At 69.5% G+C, this 17,936-nt stretch carries 12 protein-coding genes and 2 pseudogenes; 6 read left to right on the top strand and 8 right to left on the bottom strand.

What is annotated here, in order from left to right; genetic code table 11:
* Window positions 1-11: 11 nt before the first annotated feature.
* Window positions 12-755 carry a hypothetical protein gene (locus OG788_RS06300; protein ID WP_406377035.1) on the top strand — a complete coding sequence of 248 codons (744 nt, stop codon included), beginning with the start codon at window positions 12-14 and terminating at the stop codon, window positions 753-755.
* A 234-nt stretch (window positions 756-989) separates the two neighbouring features.
* Here the strand turns inward: OG788_RS06300 and OG788_RS06295 are convergent.
* The 3 genes and pseudogenes from OG788_RS06295 to OG788_RS06285 all read right to left on the bottom strand — a co-directional run.
* A pseudogene (locus tag OG788_RS06295) lies at window positions 990-1,704 on the bottom strand (PP2C family protein-serine/threonine phosphatase); the annotation flags it as partial.
* 369 nt (window positions 1,705-2,073) lie between these two features.
* Window positions 2,074-3,246, bottom strand: coding sequence for a serine hydrolase domain-containing protein (locus OG788_RS06290; protein ID WP_406369457.1), 1,173 nt, complete (start codon window positions 3,244-3,246; stop codon window positions 2,074-2,076).
* A gap of 73 nt (window positions 3,247-3,319) precedes the next feature.
* Window positions 3,320-3,809: pseudogene (locus OG788_RS06285) on the bottom strand (transcriptional regulator); the annotation flags it as partial.
* Here OG788_RS06285 and OG788_RS06280 point away from each other — a divergent pair.
* Complete coding sequence (locus OG788_RS06280) at window positions 3,761-4,414, top strand: RNaseH domain-containing protein (RefSeq protein ID WP_406369456.1); 654 nt, start codon at window positions 3,761-3,763, stop codon at window positions 4,412-4,414. The pseudogene OG788_RS06285 and the gene OG788_RS06280 overlap by 49 nt on opposite strands.
* Before the next feature lie 368 nt (window positions 4,415-4,782).
* Here the strand turns inward: OG788_RS06280 and OG788_RS06275 are convergent, their stop codons facing one another.
* Window positions 4,783-6,468, bottom strand: a complete 1,686-nt coding sequence (locus tag OG788_RS06275; RefSeq protein WP_406369455.1) for a ribonuclease J — start codon at window positions 6,466-6,468, stop codon at window positions 4,783-4,785.
* 519 nt (window positions 6,469-6,987) lie between these two features.
* Between OG788_RS06275 and OG788_RS06270 the strand changes: the two genes are divergently transcribed.
* The 3 genes from OG788_RS06270 (at window position 6,988) to OG788_RS06260 (ending at window position 11,815) form a co-directional block, all read left to right on the top strand.
* On the top strand, window positions 6,988-7,785 hold the full coding sequence (locus tag OG788_RS06270) for an oxygenase MpaB family protein (protein ID WP_406376685.1): 798 nt from the start codon (window positions 6,988-6,990) through the stop codon (window positions 7,783-7,785).
* A 65-nt stretch (window positions 7,786-7,850) separates the two neighbouring features.
* Entirely contained in the window at window positions 7,851-10,130 is a 2,280-nt protein-coding gene (locus OG788_RS06265) for a tetratricopeptide repeat protein (RefSeq protein WP_406369454.1), read from the top strand.
* Between the two features lie 119 nt (window positions 10,131-10,249).
* Window positions 10,250-11,815 (top strand): phytoene desaturase family protein, encoded by a 1,566-nt coding sequence (locus OG788_RS06260; RefSeq protein ID WP_406369453.1) that lies wholly within the window; start codon window positions 10,250-10,252, stop codon window positions 11,813-11,815.
* Between the two features lie 151 nt (window positions 11,816-11,966).
* Here OG788_RS06260 and OG788_RS06255 read toward each other — a convergent pair whose 3' ends face one another.
* The 3 genes from OG788_RS06255 to OG788_RS06245 all read right to left on the bottom strand — a co-directional run bounded on the left by OG788_RS06255 (window position 11,967) and on the right by OG788_RS06245 (window position 15,382).
* Window positions 11,967-12,890, bottom strand: coding sequence for a hypothetical protein (locus OG788_RS06255; RefSeq protein ID WP_406369452.1), 924 nt, complete (start codon window positions 12,888-12,890; stop codon window positions 11,967-11,969).
* A 51-nt stretch (window positions 12,891-12,941) separates the two neighbouring features.
* Window positions 12,942-13,379: a peptidase inhibitor family I36 protein gene (locus OG788_RS06250; RefSeq protein WP_406369451.1), complete on the bottom strand. Its 438-nt coding sequence runs from the start codon at window positions 13,377-13,379 to the stop codon at window positions 12,942-12,944.
* A 218-nt stretch (window positions 13,380-13,597) separates the two neighbouring features.
* Window positions 13,598-15,382 carry a serine hydrolase gene (locus tag OG788_RS06245; protein ID WP_406369450.1) on the bottom strand — a complete coding sequence of 595 codons (1,785 nt, stop codon included), beginning with the start codon at window positions 15,380-15,382 and terminating at the stop codon, window positions 13,598-13,600.
* Between the two features lie 171 nt (window positions 15,383-15,553).
* On the opposite strand from OG788_RS06245, the gene OG788_RS06240 reads away from it, so the two are divergent.
* Window positions 15,554-16,666, top strand: a complete 1,113-nt coding sequence (locus tag OG788_RS06240) for an NAD(P)H-dependent flavin oxidoreductase (RefSeq protein ID WP_406369449.1) — start codon at window positions 15,554-15,556, stop codon at window positions 16,664-16,666.
* A 28-nt stretch (window positions 16,667-16,694) separates the two neighbouring features.
* Here the strand turns inward: OG788_RS06240 and OG788_RS06235 are convergent, their stop codons facing one another.
* Window positions 16,695-17,888 (bottom strand): RNA-guided endonuclease InsQ/TnpB family protein, encoded by a 1,194-nt coding sequence (locus OG788_RS06235; RefSeq protein WP_406369448.1) that lies wholly within the window; start codon window positions 17,886-17,888, stop codon window positions 16,695-16,697.
* Between the last annotated feature and the right edge of the window lie 48 nt (window positions 17,889-17,936).

Genomic DNA, 17,936 nt, shown 5'->3' with positions numbered 1-17,936 from the left:
GTGGAGGAATCATGGACATCCGTGCCGTAGTGAGCGGCTTCCGCAATGTGGAGCCGCTTCCCGGCCCGGCGGACGCCTGGCACTGGTCACCCGCTCCGGGGATCGACTTCGCGGGCGCGCTCTCCGCGGACGGTCAGCGGCTGCTCCAGCTCAGTGCCCGCAATTCGTACGACCAGGAACTGGCCGTCGCCACACTGGAGTTCGCGCGGGAGCACGAGGAGGACATCTTCGCGGGCCATCCCCATCTGGGCACGGCCGGCGGATTCGCGGCGCCCGGGGGAAGGCGGTTCGACGTGGTCGCGGGGGTGGGGCCGCAGGTGCACGGCTTCTACCGGGTCGAGAATCCCGACCTCACTCCGTACGTCCGCCTGACGTTTCCCGCCTATTCCTGCGAGTTCTCCGGAGACGAGACCCTCGAAGAGGCCGTCTCCCGGTACCGCATGCTCAAGATGAACAACTTCGACCGCGAGCCTCTCCCCTTTCTCAAGATGCGCTACACCAATACGCGCACCCGGGGCCGGAGCAGCAACCCCGGACGCGGCCTTACGGAACCGAAGCGCCTGCTGGAGGAGCTTCGGCTGATGGAGGGCGGTGAGGGCAGCTTCGTCGAGTTCGAGAACCGCCACGGCAAGGTGTGGCGGGTCGAGTGGCACGGAGCGTGGTTCATCGCGGAATGGGAGACACCGGACGGCCGGCCCCGCGAGATCGGGGGCGACGACCTCCTGTTGTTCGCACAGAGCCGGTTGACCGAGTAGGCCGTGCCGAAAAGAACGCATTCCCTTCGCCGGCGGCCCAGTTGGAATGCGCCTCTCGCTGCCGCACGGTCGAGCGTGTCGACGGGCACAGGGGCGGGCGGCGGCGACCCGGCCGGTTCGCTCCGGGCTGACGGCTGATAGAAAGTTGCAGGTCACGCCGGAAAACGTGCCGGGCCGCGACGGGTCGGCCGAAGCGGGGGGTGGAGCGGTCTCAGGGTCATTGTCCGCAGGTGGGGACGGGGCGGAGGCGTCGGCGAGGTTGGCGCCGGTGTCGGCGTCCCGATGGGAGTGGCCGATGCCGTGCCAGTCCAGACACATGACGGTCGCGTCGTCCTGCAGGTGACCGTGGTTGGCGTCGACGACCGTGGCGATGAGGGTGCGGGCGGCCTCGCGGGGATGCAGCGCGCGGGTGCGGACGATCTGTCCGGCAGATCGAGGCTGTTGGCGTTGCGCTCCAGCATGCCGTCGTCAGCATCACCACCCGGTCGCCCGGCCACAGGCCCAGCGACTGGACCCGGTAGCTGCGCGGTGCGTGGAAGCCGAACGGCATATCGATCTTCGGAGTGATCTCCCGCACCTGTCCGTCCCGCATCCTCAGTGGCCAGGGGTGCCCGGCGTTGATGAACTCGGCGGTGCCGTCGAGCAGGCTGATGCGAAGGAGCTGCCCGGTGACGTAGCCGTGGCGGCTGTGCTCGCGCACGGCCTGATCGCCCTGTTCGGCGAGGCCAGCGCCGGCCCGCCGTGCCCGGCGCAGGGCGCCCACCAGGAGAGTTGCGAGCAGAGCGGCATCGACATCGTGGCCCATGGCGTCGGTGACGGAGAGCTGGGCCGTGTCCCGGTCGATCACGTAGTCGAAGGTGTCACCCCCGACGTGATCGGCCGGCTCCAGCGCCCCGGCGACCGCGAACTGGGCCGCCTCACATGCCAGTGATGCCGGGAGCAGCCTTAGTCTCACAGCTCGTCCGGACCCAGATGGGCGGGTACTGCGTCCAGGACACCTCGATGATGCCGTCCCATGACTATCCCCCGTGACGGGGTCGATGTCGCGGCGGGTGGGCCGGAAGACCACGTCGGATCAGGAAGCGGGTCCATCGCCGAGCTGCGCGCCGCACTCGGCCCGTCCGTGACCCGCCAGACCACACGTCCGCCGACTACCTCGTGCGGGTGTGTCGTGGGGGCTTTCGGCCAGGGTCCGCCTTGCCCGCTGGGGCCATTGACTGAGTGTCAGCCGTCCAACGGAGCCGTTCGTAGTCCGCGACGGCCCTTTCCCCAACGGCTGGAGTCAAGAGGCCGGTTTGCCAGTCTCAGTTTCGATCCGTCACGCCAGTGACTTCCGTACTGCGTCGACCAGTGAAGTTGCACGCATGTCGTCGGCCCCTCCGATGATGTTGTTCATCGCGTAGCCGAAGGCGATGCCGTGCTCAGGATCGGCAAAGCCGAGTGAGCCACCTCGTCCGGTGTGGCCGAAGGCGCTCGGGCCAGTCATGGGGTTGGTCTGGGTAGGCAGCATGTACCCGGAGCTGAACCGGCTCGGGATCAGCATCACCTGGTCCTTCCCGCTGGCCTGCTCCTTGGTCGCCGAAGCCAGGGTCTCCAAGGTCAGCAGGCGCACACCGTCCACCTCGCCGATCAGTGCGGCGTACATGCGCGCCAGTCCACGTGCGGTGCCAATGCCGTTGGAGGACGGGAGTTCCGCGGCCTGCACCTTGGGCGAGTCGAAGTCGATCGCGGCGGGGTCGGTGACGGCGTACGCCCTGTTGCTGAATGACTCCGGATCCCGCCAGGCGGCAACCTGTTCGCGGAGTTCCTCGGGAATCGACTCGGCGGGCACGGTGGTGAGGTCCACGGCTGGTCGCTGGTACACCATGCGGCTCACCCGGTCGCGTTCATCCGCCGGCAATCCGATGAAGAAGTCCAACCCGAGGGGAGCGGCGATCTCGTCGGCGAAGAAGCGGCCCGGCGTTCGGCCGGACACTCGGCGGATCACCTCGCCGACCAGCCAGCCCCACGTTCGACCGTGGTACCCGTGCGCAGTGCCGGGCGTCCACTGGGGACGCTGCGCGGCCAGGGCGGCCGCCATCGGGTGCCAGGCCAACGCCTCGTTCAGCGGGACCGGTTGGTCCAGCGCGATCAACCCGGCCTGGTGGGACAGGAGCCAGCGCACCGGGATGTCCGCCTTGCCGTTCGCCGCGAACTCCGGCCAGTACTTCGCCACCGGCGCGTCCAGGTCCAACGCGCCGCGCTGGGCCAGCATGTGCGCCGCTGTCGCGGTCGCCCCCTTTGTGGCCGAGTAGACCAGTTGCAGAGTGTCTCGTGTCCACGGACGACCGGTTTCCGGATCGGCGATGCCACCCCATAGGTCCACCACCGGTCGGCCGTGCTGGTACAGGCATACCGCCGCGCCGATGTCCCTGTGCTGGGAGAAGTTTGCCTCGAACGCCTCACGCACCGGTTCGAATCCAGCCTCGACCTCGCCGTCGATCGTCGTCATGCCGTCCATCCTGGCATTTGGATCGACTACTCCGGCGGGGCGGGCTGGCGCTCGAAGTGCGAGACGGTGACTGTCAGGCCGCGATGGAAAGCGCCTCAAGACGCTCGCGGAACTCGCGGACGGCGGAGACGGACTTGCGCGGATCGAGTCGAGCGTTGAACTCCTTCATGCGGTCCAGAGCCCGTACGGAGCTGACCCTGCTCTCCAAGAGCCCGGTGCCGTAGTTCGCGGCGTCCAGAGCCCCCCTCCAGGTCGCCGCCGGCGAGCCGTGCCTCCGCGAGGCGGCTGGACCGTACGGCCTTGTCCCGAGGAGCCGCGGTCTCCACGGAGGTCTCCAGGGAACGCGTCGCGCGCTCCACCTGCCCGGAACGCAACAGGACCTTGCCCTCGGTCGACTTCAGCTGTGCCTCGCCGAACCAGTTGAGCCAGTCAGGGTTCTCCTCCGCCGAGCGGTGCTCCCAGAGGGACGTGGCTCGGTTGAGCGCCGTTCCGGCGTTCCGGTGGTCGCCGTCGCGTGACAGTGCCTCGGCCTTGTGCAGGTAGAGAGACCCCCCAGTGGTGGGGTAACGCCGCTCCTGGCGAGGTTAACGGACTGCCCCAGGGGCTGTGGGTGGAAGAAGAAGACGCGATCCGGTCATCAGGGCGAATCTTCTACAGCACCACTCCCCAGGCGGGCACCTTCCGGGATTCCGCCGTCGAGGCCGACAAGATCGCTCCCCGCCCGCTACGTCAAGGCCCCAACAAGGGCAAACCCACCATCGACACGCACATCCCCGCCTGGAACCCAGGGCTGGTGGAAATCGCGGTCTTGGGCTGCCACCCGGATGCCGGCGACTCACCCGAAGCCCTCGCCCTCGCGGTGCACCAGCTTCGCCAAGCTCCCGACTATCTGGACGCACTCTCCCTACCGCTGCCCCTGCACTTGGCGAGCCTAGCCCAGCACTACGTACTGCCGACGGTCGCCGAGGGCGAGACAGAGGAGACCCCTCTGGAGGAGCCGGTTGCTGACGAGGTAGAAGGCACCGCCGATGGGCAGCGGGTAGTCGCGGCGCTAGGGGTGATCGCGGAGGAGGCGAACACCGAACCGGCAGACGTGGATCCGGAATGTGCGGAGGATCCCGGTCTCGCGCAAGCGCCTGAGGAAGAGCAGCTCGTGCTGTTCTCCTGAGGGAGCGAGTGAAGCTGGAATGAGAGAACCAAGCTTTTACCGGTGACATCGATTCAGAAAGCGTCGTCCGGCAGGTTGCGGGTGTCGCCCGGTGCCATGGGTATTTGCGGCCTGGCCTGGGGCAATCCGCTGAGGGCGACGCGCACCTGTTCGTGACGCTCCCAACGTCTCACGCCGTGCTTCTGGATCTGAGAAACCGCTCCTGAACTGCGTCTTCTCCCGATGCCGTCCCCTGAGACATCTCTCCGATGACTCATCATGTGGAGTGTGTTGCCACCCCGGCCTCCCGAGGCGGCTGCTGACTCCCGTGCCCGGCTTCGATATTCGCGTGGCCGGGCACGGAAGGCAGGGGGCCGTGCTGCCGGGGCTCAGGCGTCGATGATGACGGGGATGATGAGGGGCCTGCGGCGGTAGGTGCGAAACGCCCAGTTCGCCACGGCGCGGGCGATGAGCTGTTCGAGTTGGATCGCGTCCCCGATGCCTTCGTCGGCAGCGGTGGCCAGGGTCTTCTCGATGACGGGGATGACCGGCTCGAAGGTGGTGTCGTCATGGGCGAAGCCGCGGGCCAGGAAGTCGGGGGCTTCGGCGAGGGCGCCGGTGTCGGCGTCGACGATCGCCACCACCGTGACCACACCCTCTTCCCCAAGCGTGCGGCGGTCCTTGAGGGAGGCTTCGGTGACGCCGCCGACCTCCATCCCGTCCACGTAGACGTAGCCTGCGGGGACCTTCCCGGTGATGGACGCACGGCCGTCGACGAGGTCAACGACGACGCCGTCCTCGGCGATGACGACCCGGTCAGGGTCGACACCGGTACGGATGGCGAGGTCGCCGTTGGCCTGCAGGTGGCGCCATTCGCCGTGCACAGGCATGACATTGCGGGGTTTGACGATGTTGTAGCAGTAGACGAGTTCGCCGGCGCTGGCGTGCCCGGAGACGTGGACCTTGGCGTTGCCCTTGTGGACCACGTGGGCGCCCCACCGGGTAAGCCCGTTGATGACGCGGTAGATGGCGCTCTCGTTGCCGGGGATGAGGGAGCTGGCGAGCAGGACGGTGTCGCCCTTGCCGATACGGATCTGGTGGTCGCGGTTGGCCATCCGTGACAGCGCGGCCATCGGTTCGCCCTGGGAGCCGGTGCACACCAGAGTGATCTTGTGGTCCGGGAGCTTCTCCAGCTCCTTCGTGTTCACGACCAGACCGGAGGGGACCTTCAGATAGCCCAGGTCACGGGCGATTCCCATGTTGCGGACCATCGACCGGCCGACGAAGGCGACCTTGCGGCCGTGCTGGTGGGCGGCGTCAAGGACCTGTTGGATGCGGTGCACATGGCTGGCGAAGCTGGAGACGATGACGCGGCGCGGCGCGGTGCGCAGCACCTGCTCGATCGCCGGGTTCAGCTCACGCTCGGAGGTGGTGAAGCCGGGTACTTCGGCGTTGGTGGAGTCGGTGAGGAACAGGTCCACGCCCTCCTCGCCGAGGCGGGCGAAGGCACGCAGATCGGTGATGCGGTCGTCGAGAGGGAACTGGTCCATCTTGAAGTCGCCGGTGTGCAGCACCAACCCGGCGCCGGTGCGGATCGCGACCGCGAGGCCGTCCGGGATGGAGTGGTTGACCGCCACGAACTCGCAGTCGAAGGGTCCGAAGCCGCGCCGGTCGCCCTCCCGCACCCGCACCGTGCGCGGCCGGATGCCGTGTTCCTTGAGCTTGGCCTCCAGGAACGCCAGCGTCAGCTTGGAGGCGACGATGGGAATGTCGGACCGCTCGCGCAGCAGGTAGGGCACACCGCCGATGTGGTCCTCGTGGCCGTGGGTGAGTACCACGGCCACGATGTCGTCCAGCCGGTCCCGGATCGAGGTGAAGTCCGGCAGGATGACGTCCACGCCGGGCTGGGTCTCCTCGGGGAACAGCACGCCGCAGTCGACGATGAGCAGCTTGCCCGCGTGCTCGAAGACGGTCATGTTGCGGCCGATCTCACCCAGGCCGCCCAGGGCGATGACCCGCAGCCCTCCTTCGGGAAGGGGTGGGGCGGCTTTCAGGTCGGGGTGCGGGTGACTCATACCCTGACGGTACCCGGAGAGCGGGACGGCGTGATCCATTGCCTGTGTGATCTCTTCGTCCCGACGGAGCGGGGCACCCGCACCGGGTGCGCCGGGGCGAGCAGGTTGCAGCGGGGGCGAGGGCATGGCTGTGCCGCGTGTCGACGGCCCCCTGGTCACGGGTTCGAGGGGGATGAGGCCATGACGGCCGTCTGCCGCGACCGTCCAGTCGGCGGGCTACCGGACGTGAGAGGTTCGAGACGTCCGAGTCCGAGAGCCGCATGGAGTCAGCGCCTGCAACAGAGCTCCTGGAAGTGGCCGGCCCTGACCACGGGCCTGACCACGGGCCCCGACCACGGGCCCGACCAGGGGCCCGAACCTGGCCTGTTGTCAGACCGTGACCGGTGGTCAGGTCCGGGCATCACAGCAGTTCAGGCGCGCTCGCGTGTGCCAATTGGCAATCCCGGGCACACTGGCGGAGTGGACCCCACCGGAGCCGGTGACCCCGGGCTGTTCGGTCCCGACTCGGTCACCTGGCAGATGCACGGCGACCCCATGATGTGGGTCGCCGGGGTCCGCGCGCTCTACCTTCAGGCCCTCCACCCGCGCGCCGTACGCGGCGTCATGCAGAACTCCGACTTCCGGAACGACGCCTGGGGCCGGCTGATGCGCACCGCGAACTTCGTCGGAACGACGACGTACGGGACCACCGAGGCGGCGGAGCGGGCGGGGGCCCGGGTGCGGAAGATCCACCGGATGCTCACCGCCACCGACCCGGACACCGGCGAGCGCTACGGGGTCGACGAGCCCGAACTGCTGCTCTGGGTGCACTGCGCGGAGATCGACTCCTATCTGCACGTCCTGCGACGCTCCGGCTTCCGCCTCACGGACGCGCAGGCCGACCGCTACATCGAGGAACACCGGGTCGGCGCGCGGCTGGTGGGGCTCGACCCGGACCGGGTGCCGGCTGACCGGACCGAACTGGCCGCGTACTTCGAGCAGGTGCTCCCCGAACTCGCCGCGGGACCCGAGGCCCGCGACGTGGACGACTTCCTCTCGCGTCCGCCGGTCCACCCGCTGCTCGTACCGGCGCGCGCACTGCTGTGGCGGCGCGTGGCCCGGCTCGCGTACGCCGCTCTGCCGCCGTACGCCCACGCGTTGTACGGCAGGCCGGCGCCGCCGCCCGCCGCGGTGACCCGGGGTCTGCGCGTCACGGGCACCACGCTGCGCTGTGTCCCCGCACGGCTGCGCTGGCAACTCCCGCCCAAACACATTCTCTCGGCCATGTCACGGCTCGGCCCCGGCTCGCGACCGGCGCCGTACAAAGTCGGCAGATAGCTCGTCATACTGGACGGGCCGGGGGAGGGCTCGAGGCTGAGCAGTGACGGGGGCGATCACACCAGATGGCGGAGAGCAGGCTGATCCAGGGCCGGTACCGGCTGCTCGACCTGATCGGGCGCGGCGGCATGGGCGAGGTGTGGCGGGCGCGGGACGAATCGCTGGGCCGCCAAGTGGCCGTCAAGTGCCTCAAGCCGCTCGGCCCGCACCACGACCAGTCCTTCACCCGCGTCCTGCGCGAGCGGTTCCGGCGCGAGGCCCGGGTCGCCGCGGCCCTTCAGCATCGCGGGGTGACCGTCGTCCACGACTTCGGAGAGTCCGACGGCGTGCTGTACCTCGTGATGGAACTGCTGGAGGGAAGCAACCTCGGCCAGCTCCTGGAGGAGAACAAGAACCATCCGCTCGCCGTCGCCCTGGTCGTCGACATAGCCGACCAGGTGACCGCTGCCCTCGCCTACACCCACCAACAGGGCATCGTCCACCGCGACTTGAAGCCCGCGAACATCATGCGGCTGACCGACGGCACCGTGAAGATCTGCGACTTCGGCATCGCCCGCCTCGGCCACGACATCGGATTCACCTCACGGCTCACCGGTACCGGCATCGCGATGGGCACCCCGCACTACATGTCACCGGAACAGATCGGCGGCTCGGAGGTCGACCAGCGCAGCGACCTGTACTCCTTCGGGTGCGTGCTCTACGAAATCGCCACCGGGGCACCGCCCTTCGACCTCGACGACGCCTGGGCCGTCCTCGTCGGCCACCGCGACACCGTGCCCGAGCCGCCCCGCAGCCACCGGGCCGAACTCCCCGAGTACCTGGAGCGGATCATCCTCGACCTGCTCGCCAAGCGGCCCGAGCAGCGCCCGCGGGACGCCCGCGAACTCGGCCGCCGCATCAGCGCCGGGCGCGCCACGCCGATGTACGTGCCGACGGTCGTCACCCCGGCTCCGCCGCCCCCCGCCGCCGGTGGGCGGCCCCCGGCGCCTCGGGGCACGTCCCGACCCGAGCAGCCGCCCTCCCGGGAACCCCGGCTGCCGTCCTGGACCCAGGGCATGACCACCGGCCACAAGGCCACCGGCGCGGGACTGCGCGTCACCCCGCCGGACGCCTCCGCCGGCCTGACCGGCGAGTGGATCGCCCGCCCTTCCACGGCCGTGACGTCCCAGCCGGTCCGCAGCGAACGGCGCACTCCCGCACCCGAGTTGCTCACCACCCTGGCGGGGCGGCACAACGCCGGGCTGAGCCTCGGGCGGCTCGGCCGGTGGACCGAGGCGGGAGAGGTGCACCGCTCGGTGGCCGCCGAACGGGAGCATCTGCTCGGGCCCGACCACCCGGACACCCTCGCCAGCCGCTACGAGGTCGGCTTCACCCTCAGTCGCACCGGGCGCCCCGCCGAGGCGCTGCGCGAGTACGCCCGGGTCGCCCTGGCCAGGGAGCGGGTGCTCGGCGCCGAGCACCCCGAGACCCTGGCAGCCCGGCAGGAAATGGCCTATGTGCTCGGCCAGTTGGGCCGCCACTTCGAGGCGCACCAGGCCTACGGCGCGGTGCTCGCCGTACGGGAGCGCGCGATGGGCCCCGACCACCCCGACACGCTGCGCTGCCGCCACAACCTCGCCTTCAACCTCAGCCGCCTCGGGCGCCTGGAGGACTCGTACCGCATGGCGAGCGAGGTCGCCGCCGCCCGCGCCCGGGTGCTCGGCCCGGCCCACCCCGACACGCTCGTGACGCGCTACGAAGTGGCCTACGCGCTCGGCCAGTTGGGACGCTGGCCCGAGGCGCTGCACACCTACCAGGAAGTGGCCGCGGCCCGTGCGCAGGCCTTGGGCCCGGACCATCCGGACACACTCGCCGCGCGCTACGAGGTGGGCATCAGCCTCGGCCGGCTCGGCCGCAGCGCGCAGGCGCTGGAGCTGTACCGCTCCCTCGTCGACGACCGCACCCGGGCACAAGGGGCCACGCATGCCGAGACGCTGCGCGCGCGGCACGGGCTCGGCGTGAACCTCGGCCGCCTCGGCCGCTGGGAGGAGGCCCTCGCCGAGTCCCGTGACGTGTGCGCCATCCGCGAGCGGGTGCTCGGCGCCGACCACCCCGACACCCTCGTCAGCCGTCGTGAGGTGGCCGTCGGGCTCGGCTGGCTCGGCCGCTGGGCCGACGCCCTCACCGAGTACCGGCGCGTCGCCGCCGCCCGCGAGCGGGTCCTCGGTGCCGACCACCCCGACGCCCTCGCCAGCCGCAACGACGAGGCGCACTGCCTGGAGCAGCTGGGGCACGGGCAGGAGGCGGTGGAGCTGTACCGAAGGGTGGCCGCGCTACGACAGCAGCGGGCCGCCGGAGGCCGCTGACCCCGGAGCCCACCCGGCGACGACCCCGGAGTCCGAGATGTCCTCGCCCCCTCGTACGGCCGCCCGCCGCTTGCCGCGCACCCCTGGCCGACGTAGATCATCACGTGCTACGAAGAACCATGCCTGCACACGAGCAATATGACGCCGTGATCGTCGGCGGAGGCCACAACGGACTGGTCGCCGCCGCCTACCTGGCCCGGGCCGGGCGGTCCGTGCTGGTGCTGGAGCGCCTGGGGAGCACCGGCGGCGCCGCCGTCTCCACCAGGCCGTTCGCCGGAGTCGACGCCCGTCTGTCGCGCTACTCGTACCTGGTGAGCCTGCTGCCCCGGAAGATCGTGCGGGACCTCGGTCTCGACTTCCGGGTCCGTGGCCGCACGGTCTCCTCGTACACTCCCGTCGAGCGCGACGGACGGCCCACCGGGCTGCTCGTCGTCGGCGGCGAGCGGCGCACCCGCGAGGCGTTCGCCCGGCTGACGGGCTCGGACCGCGAGTACGAGGCGTGGCAGCGCTTCTACGGGATGACCGGCCGTGTCGCGAAGAACGTCTTCCCGACGCTCACCGAGCCGCTGCCCACCCGCGAGGAGCTGAGGGCGCGCGTCGACGACGAGGACGCCTGGCGGATCCTCTTCGAGCAGCCGGTCGGCGTGGCCGTCGAGGAGTACTTCAGCGACGACCTCGTACGCGGTGTCGTCCTCACCGACGCGCTGATCGGCACCTTCGCCGACGCCCACGACCCGTCCCTGCGGCAGAACCGCTGCTTCCTCTATCACGTGATCGGCGGCGGCACCGGAGACTGGGACGTGCCCGTCGGCGGCATGGGCGCCCTCACCGACGCGATCGCCGCCGCGGCGCGCACCGCGGGCGCGGTGATCGCCACCGGACACGAGGTGCTGCGGATCGACACGGACGGCGAGTCCGCCGAGATCACCTACCGGACCGCCGACGGCGAGGGCGTCGTCGCGTCCCGGCACGTCCTGGTGAACGCCTCGCCGCAGGAGCTCGCGCGCCTCACCGGAGACGAGCCGCCCACCCCCGCCGAGGGCGCCCAGCTCAAGGTGAACATGCTGCTCAAGCGGCTGCCGAGGCTCCGGGACACCTCCGTGGACCCGCGTGAGGCGTTCTCAGGGACCTTCCACATCGCCGAGGGCTACGAGCAGTTGGCGACCGCCCACGCGCAGGCCGCGTCCGGTGAACTGCCCGCCGCGCCGCCCTCGGAGATCTACTGCCACTCCCTCACCGACCCCAGCATCCTCGGCCGGGACCTGGTCGAGCAGGGATATCAGACCCTCACGCTCTTCGGCCTCCACACGCCGGCCCGGCTCTTCGAGCGGGACAACGACGCCGTACGGGAGGAACTGCTGAAGTCGACGCTGGCGCAGCTGGAGTCGCACCTCGCCGAGCCGCTCGCCGACTGTCTGGCCACCGACGCGGACGGGCGGCCGTGCATCGAGGCGAAGACCCCGCTGGACCTGGAGCGCGATCTGCGGCTGCCGGGTGGCAACATCTTCCACCGCGACCTCGCCTTCCCGTACGTGCAGGAGGGCACCGGCCGCTGGGGCGTCGAGACCCGGCACGCGAACGTGATGCTGTGCGGGGCGGGCGCCGTGCGCGGTGGCGGGGTGAGCGGAGTTCCGGGGCACAACGCGGCGAAGGCCGTACTGGAGTCGCCGGGCCAGGGACGCTGAGGCCCGGCCCGCATCTGCCGGCCCCTGCGGACCCGGTCCGCAGGGGCCGGCAGATGCGGGCCTGACGCTGGAGGACCGGGTCCTGCCGGTCGCCGCGCCGGCGGACCTGTCCGACCCTGCGCCGACTCGTCCCGCTGTCGAGGCTGTCGAATCAACCACCGTTCGACGGTGACGCCTTCGACGGCGCCGAGCCGGTCGACCGCGCGAATTCCGCTACTTTGCCATGCTCCGCAGAGAGTTGGGCAAGGCGCGCTCTGTTCGTCTGGATATCCGCTCGCTGAATGCGTGATTCGGCGTTGAACCAGACATTCAGCAGGTTCGTCTTCTTCTTGCACGAAAGGTCCGCCACGGCGACTTTTCGCTCGTCGTCGCGCACGGCAGGTGTGTCCAGATCGAAGTCGCGCGGAGGCGCCAGGGGTGAAGAGTAGGAGAATCCTTCTGCTTTCATGCAGGAGGCCCACTGCTTCGTGACGTTCAGAACCGACGGGTCGGACAACGACTTACGGAAACCATTGACTGCGATTTCACGCGCCACGTCCGCCGCCTTGGTGGTGGGTCGCTGCTTCTCCCATGTATGGACCGCCTCGGCGCGACATCCTCCCTTCGGCACTTCCTTTCCGTCGAAAGTGGATACCGCACCGTAGAGGACTGGGTAGGACGGATCGGTGGAGGGCACCGGCACGGTCTGAGGAGAAGGGGCCAGGTGATAACCGTACCTCGCCGCTTCGCGCGGGTCGGAAATTCCGTAACGGCGATCGGACGGAGTCGGGGTGTCCGTGATATCGGTATCTGCCGGGTGGTAACCCAGGTCGAATCGCTGCATGCACCCGCGAGTAAGGGAATCCTTCGCCCTCGCTATCAGGCGCTCCTGGGCGGGGGTGTATTCATATTTCGCGATGGGGAGGGCGTGGGTGAAGTCTTTGACGTCATCTCCGCGCTTCCCCGCTGTGACCTCACGGGACGTGGGAGCGCCGTGCGCATCACTCTTGGCAGTCCCGCCATCACTCGCGGAACAGGCGCTGACGAGCAGCGTGCCCGACAACGCCGCACCGATGAGAGCGTGAGCCCTTTTCATGTGTCTCCTTGCAGAAAAAAAGCCCTGGCCGCATGCGGCCAGGGCTTTCCGTCAGAAGTCGTAGCAATCGCTCCTGGTGTAATCCCAACGGAAGGATGCGTCGTTGTTGTACGTGTAGTGCAGCTGGTCCGATATCGCATATGCCGACAGGGTGTCACAGGCCCCGACATAGCCGCTGTTGTAATAGATGGTGACCATGCTCGGACTGTCGTTCAGGGCGCTTGCGGCGTTGTTCTTCACCGCGTTGCCCTTGCCGGTCCCCGAGGTGAGGAAGGTGTACCCCGCCAGGTCCGAGACGTTTGCGTCGAAATAGGTGCTCGAACCCGCCCTGTTGCTGTTGTAGAACAGGCGAATACACCCGTTGTGAGTCCCGCTGGCATTGCAACCGGTGCTGGCAGTCGCCGATGCGGCACCCGCCGTCGGGATGATCAGCGCGATCGCGGCCGCCAGCGGAACCACGGAAGTTGAAATAGCTCGTCGGATGTTCAATTCCGCTCCATTTCAAATGAGGTCGACGCCATAAGGTACCACCGCGAAGATCAACAAGCCACTCCTTAATCGTTTTCTTACGGAGGCTTTTCGGAAGGCTTGCGCCCATCTCGGTCAAGGAATCCCGAATTGGGTGAGGGCTTTGTGGTCTGGCATGGATTGCGGTACGCGTCGGGGTCGATCGGTCACCGCCCCCGCCGCGCCCGCCGCCCCCGGGATCAGTCCTTGGACGGCTTCCAGCCCGCCGCCGCGATCCGCGCCGCGTCCGCGGGCCGTGACTCGTCGAAGACGACACGGTCACCGCTCTCGACCCGCAGGGCGTCGACGTACGCGCCGCGGCCGACGTACAGCCGGTCGGTCGTGTACCGCCAGCGCAGCGTGAGCCCCGCGGCGCTCGGCAGGTCCGCGCCGAGTCGGTGCCACACGCGCCCCGACCAGCCGGTGGCCGTGCCCGTCGGATGGTCCTGCGGGTCCTCGGAGTGCCGCCGGGTCGTGAAAGGGATCGGCTGCCAGGTCGTTCCGCCGTCGGTGGAGGACTCCAGGAACAGGAGGTCCGACCGGGGTTCGGTGTCCCACCAGAGCACACACCCGAGGCGCGCGGGACCGGCGGTGGTGTCGAGGACGGGCAGCGTCAGGGTCGCGGTCGTCGCGCTCGCGGTCCCGGAGAACCAGGATGTACGGCCGCGCGCGGAATGCACCGCGACGGCCCGCGCCAGGTGGTTCGCGGCGGTGACCCGGGGGGCGGAGCCGGATCGCCAATTGCGCACGGGGTGAACGGAGTTGCCGAGGACGATCAGGAAGGAGTTGGTCGTCGGGTCGAGGACGAGCGAGGTGCCGGTGAAGCCGGTGTGGCCCGCGGTGCGCGGCGTCGCCATCGCGCCCATGTACCAGTGCTGGTAGAGCTCGAAGCCGAGACCGTGCTCGTCGCCCGGGAAGGCGGTGTTGAAGTCGGTGAACATCAGGTCCACCGTCTCCGGCTTCAGGATGCGTGCCCTGCCGTACGCGCCGCCGTTCAGCAGCGTACGGCCGAGAACGGCCAGGTCCCACGCGCAGGAGAAGACACCGGCGTGACCGGCGACCCCGCCGAGGGAGTACGCGTTCTCGTCGTGGACCTCGCCCCACACGAGCCCGCGGTCCAGTCCCGACCAGGGCAGCCGGGCGTCCTCGGTGGCGGCGATCCGGGGCTTCCAGGAGGCGGGAGGGTTGTAGCGGGTGCGGTCCATGCCGAGGGGGCCGGTGATCTCGTCGCGCAGGAGGATGTCGAGGGTCCGGCCGGTGATCCGCTCCAGGACCAGCTGGAGCGAGATCAGGTTCAGGTCGGAATAGAGGTACGTGGTGCCCGGCGGATGGAGGGGCACCTCGTCCCAGATGAGCTGCAGCTTGCCCTCGGGGGTCGGCGCTTTGTACAGAGGGATCCAGGAGCGGAACCCCGAGGTGTGGGTGAGCAGTTGACGGACGGTGATGTCCTTCTTGCCGCCGCCCGCGAACTCCGGGAGGTAGGAGGCGACGGCGGCCTCCAGCTCCAGGGCCCCGCGCTCCATCTGCTGCACGGCGAGGATCGACGTGAACAGCTTGGAGACGGAGGCGAGGTCATAGACGGTGTCCCTCGCCGCCGGGATCTGCCGGTCGGCGGGGAACTCCACGCCGGTGTCGGTCTTCTCGTCGTACGCTGCGTAGCGAACCGCCATGCCGATCGGCTGGTGCAGGGCCACCGTGCCGCCGCGCCCGGCGAGCAGGACGGCACCGGCGTACCAGGGGTGCTGGGGGGAGGGGCCGAGGAACGACTCCGCGTCCGCCACCAGTTGGCGCAGATGCCCGGCGAGCAGTCCGGCCTGGCCGGGGGTGCCGTGCCGCAGGGTCCGGCGGCCGTCCCCCGTCGAGGCCACCGCGGGGCCGGCCGGGAACGGCGCGACGGCCAGCGCTCCGCCCATGGCCAGTACGCCCTTGCCCCATTGGCGACGGGTCAGTCCGTCGCCCGCTCTGCCCTTCGCGCCTTCGGTCATCGAGAAGCCTCCTGCTCACGTAGCCTGAAAGTATCTTTCCGGGTCTGCCGTGCCGAGTGAAACTTTCCCGTCAGGCGCAGGCGTGTCAACCTCCCCGGCGGACCTCCAGTGATCTGACGGAGTATCAGAAAAGGCCTTCCCTCGTCCGGACGTCTGCGGCATCCTGCGGCCATGCAGACGGAGCTGAGCAAGGAACTGGGAGTCGAGCACGCCATTTTCGGCTTCACGCCGTTTCCCGCCGTCGCCGCGGCCATCAGTCGCGCGGGCGGATTCGGTGTGCTCGGCGCGGTCCGCTACACCGCCCCCACCGACCTCGAGCGCGACCTCGACTGGATCGAGGCGAACGTCGACGGCAAGCCCTACGGCCTCGACGTCGTCATGCCCGCGAAGAAGGTCGAGGGCGTCAGCGAGGCGGACGTCGAGGCGATGATCCCCGAGGGACACCGGCAGTACGTCAAGGACACCCTCGCCAAGTACGGCGTGCCCGAACTCGCCGAGGGCGAGGCGTCCGGCTGGCGCATCACCGGGTGGATGGAACAGGTCGCCCGCGGCCAGCTCGACGTCGCCTTCGACTATCCGATCAAGCTGCTCGCCAACGCGCTGGGCTCGCCGCCCGCCGACGTCGTCGAACGCGCCCACGCCCAGGGGGTGCTCGTCGCGGCTCTCGCGGGCAGCGCCCGGCACGCCCGCAAGCACGCCGAGGCGGGCATCGACATCGTCGTCGCGCAGGGCTACGAGGCCGGCGGGCACACCGGGGAGATCGCCTCGATGGTCCTCACCCCCGAAGTCGTCGACGCCGTCGGCCCGTTGCCCGTGCTCGCCGCCGGCGGCATCGGCAGCGGGCAGCAGGTGGCCGCCGCGCTCAGCCTCGGCGCCCAGGGCGTGTGGCTCGGGTCGATCTGGCTGACCGTCACCGAGGCCGACATGCACTCGCCCGCTGTCACCCGCAAGCTGCTCGCGGCCGGCTCCGGCGACACCGTCCGCTCACGCGCCCTGACCGGCAAGCCCGCACGCCAGTTGCGGACCGAGTGGACCGACGCCTGGGACGACCCGAACGGTCCCGGCACGCTCCCCATGCCGCTCCAGGGGCTGCTGGTCGCCGACGCCGTCTCACGTATCCAGAAGTACGAGGTGGAGCCGCTGCTCGGCACACCGGTCGGGCAGATCGTCGGCCGGATGAACAGCGAACGCGCCGTCCAGGAGGTCTTCGACGACCTGACCCGGGGCTTCGAGCGCGCCGTCGACCGCATCAACCGCATCGCGGGCAGGGAGGAACAGGCTTGACTTCCTCCCCCTCCTGAAGGGGGGATTCCTACGGCTCGCGCCGTGGGGTTTCCTGCTTCGTCGCCGACTGCCCGCCCGGAGTGCTCCGTTGAGGTCTTGCACCAGCTCCACAGGCTGTCACCGCCAGTCCGGCGGCCAGCAGGTTCTTCGCCGCGTTCACGTCCCGGTCGTGGGTCGTGCCGCAGTCACACGTCCAGGCGCGGACGTTCAACGGCATCCGCTCCCGCAGAGCGCCGCAGGCGGAGCACAGCTTGGAGGAGGGGAACCACCGGTCGACGGCGATCACCTCACGTCCGTACCACTGGGCTTTGTACTCCAGCAGGCTCCGGAAGTCCGCCCATGCCGCGTCCGAGACGGCCCGGGCCAGGCTCCGGTTCCTGACCATGTTGCGGATACTCAGGTCCTCGATCACGAGCGTTTGGTTCTCACGCACGAGTCGGGTGGTCAGCTTGTGCAGGGTGTCACGGCGGCGGTCGGCGATCCGGGCATGGATCTTCGCGACCTTGCGGCGGGCCTTGGCCCGGTTCGCGCCGTCGCCCCTGGCCTTCTTCGACAGGCGGCGCTGTGCCCTGGCGAGGGCGGCACGGTCGCGGCGCTCGTGCCTCGGGTTGGTGATCTTCTCTCCGGTCGACAGGGTCAGCAGATGGTTCAGGCCGACGTCAATACCCACGGCCGTGTCCGTGGCGGGCAGGGGCTGGACGGACGGATCGTCGCACAGCATCGAGACGAACCAGCGTCCGGCCGGATCCTGGGACACGGTCACCGTCGACGGGCTCACGCCCTCCGGAAGGGGCCGGGTCCAGACGATGTCCAGGGGCTCGCGCATCTTCGCGAGCGTCAGCCGGCCGTCCCGGAAACGGAACGCGCTGGTGGTGTACTCGGCGGACTTCCGCGACTTCTTCCGGGACTTGAACCGCGGGTACTTCGCCCGCTTGCCGAAGAAGTTGGTGAACGCCACCTGCAGATGCCGCAAAGCCTGCTGCAACGGAACCGACGACACCTCGTTCAGGTAGGCCAGTTCCCCGGTCTTCTTCCAGACCGTCAGCATCGCCGAGGTCTGGTTGTAGTTCACCCGCTCCTGCCGCGTCCACGCCTGCGTACGCGCGGCCAGCGCCAGGTTGTAGACCTTCCGCACGCATCCGAACGTGCGCGACAACTCCGCCGCCTGCGCATCGGTCGGACAAAAGCGGTACTTGAACGCCCGCTTCACGTAAGTGGCCACGGCCCACAAACTAGCGCCAACGTCAGCGAAGGATCGAACCTGCCGGTC

This window comes from Streptomyces sp. NBC_00647 (assembly GCF_045207245.1).
Classification (GTDB): Bacteria; Actinomycetota; Actinomycetes; order Streptomycetales; family Streptomycetaceae; genus Streptomyces.
This window is presented reverse-complemented; position numbering and strand designations above follow the sequence as displayed.

Excerpts from the sequence above, each read along its gene's own strand:
- OG788_RS06300 (WP_406377035.1), top strand. The coding sequence starts at position 12 with ATGGACATCCGTGCCGTAGTGAGCGGCTTCCGCAATGTGGAGCCGCTT.
- OG788_RS06240 (WP_406369449.1), top strand. The coding sequence starts at position 15,554 with ATGCAGACGGAGCTGAGCAAGGAACTGGGAGTCGAGCACGCCATTTTC.
- OG788_RS06260 (WP_406369453.1), top strand. The coding sequence starts at position 10,250 with ATGCCTGCACACGAGCAATATGACGCCGTGATCGTCGGCGGAGGCCAC.
- OG788_RS06275 (WP_406369455.1), bottom strand. The coding sequence starts at position 6,468 with ATGAGTCACCCGCACCCCGACCTGAAAGCCGCCCCACCCCTTCCCGAA.
- OG788_RS06255 (WP_406369452.1), bottom strand. The coding sequence starts at position 12,890 with ATGAAAAGGGCTCACGCTCTCATCGGTGCGGCGTTGTCGGGCACGCTG.
- OG788_RS06265 (WP_406369454.1), top strand. The coding sequence starts at position 7,851 with ATGGCGGAGAGCAGGCTGATCCAGGGCCGGTACCGGCTGCTCGACCTG.
- OG788_RS06245 (WP_406369450.1), bottom strand. The coding sequence starts at position 15,382 with ATGACCGAAGGCGCGAAGGGCAGAGCGGGCGACGGACTGACCCGTCGC.
- OG788_RS06290 (WP_406369457.1), bottom strand. The coding sequence starts at position 3,246 with ATGACGACGATCGACGGCGAGGTCGAGGCTGGATTCGAACCGGTGCGT.
- OG788_RS06270 (WP_406376685.1), top strand. The coding sequence starts at position 6,988 with ATGCACGGCGACCCCATGATGTGGGTCGCCGGGGTCCGCGCGCTCTAC.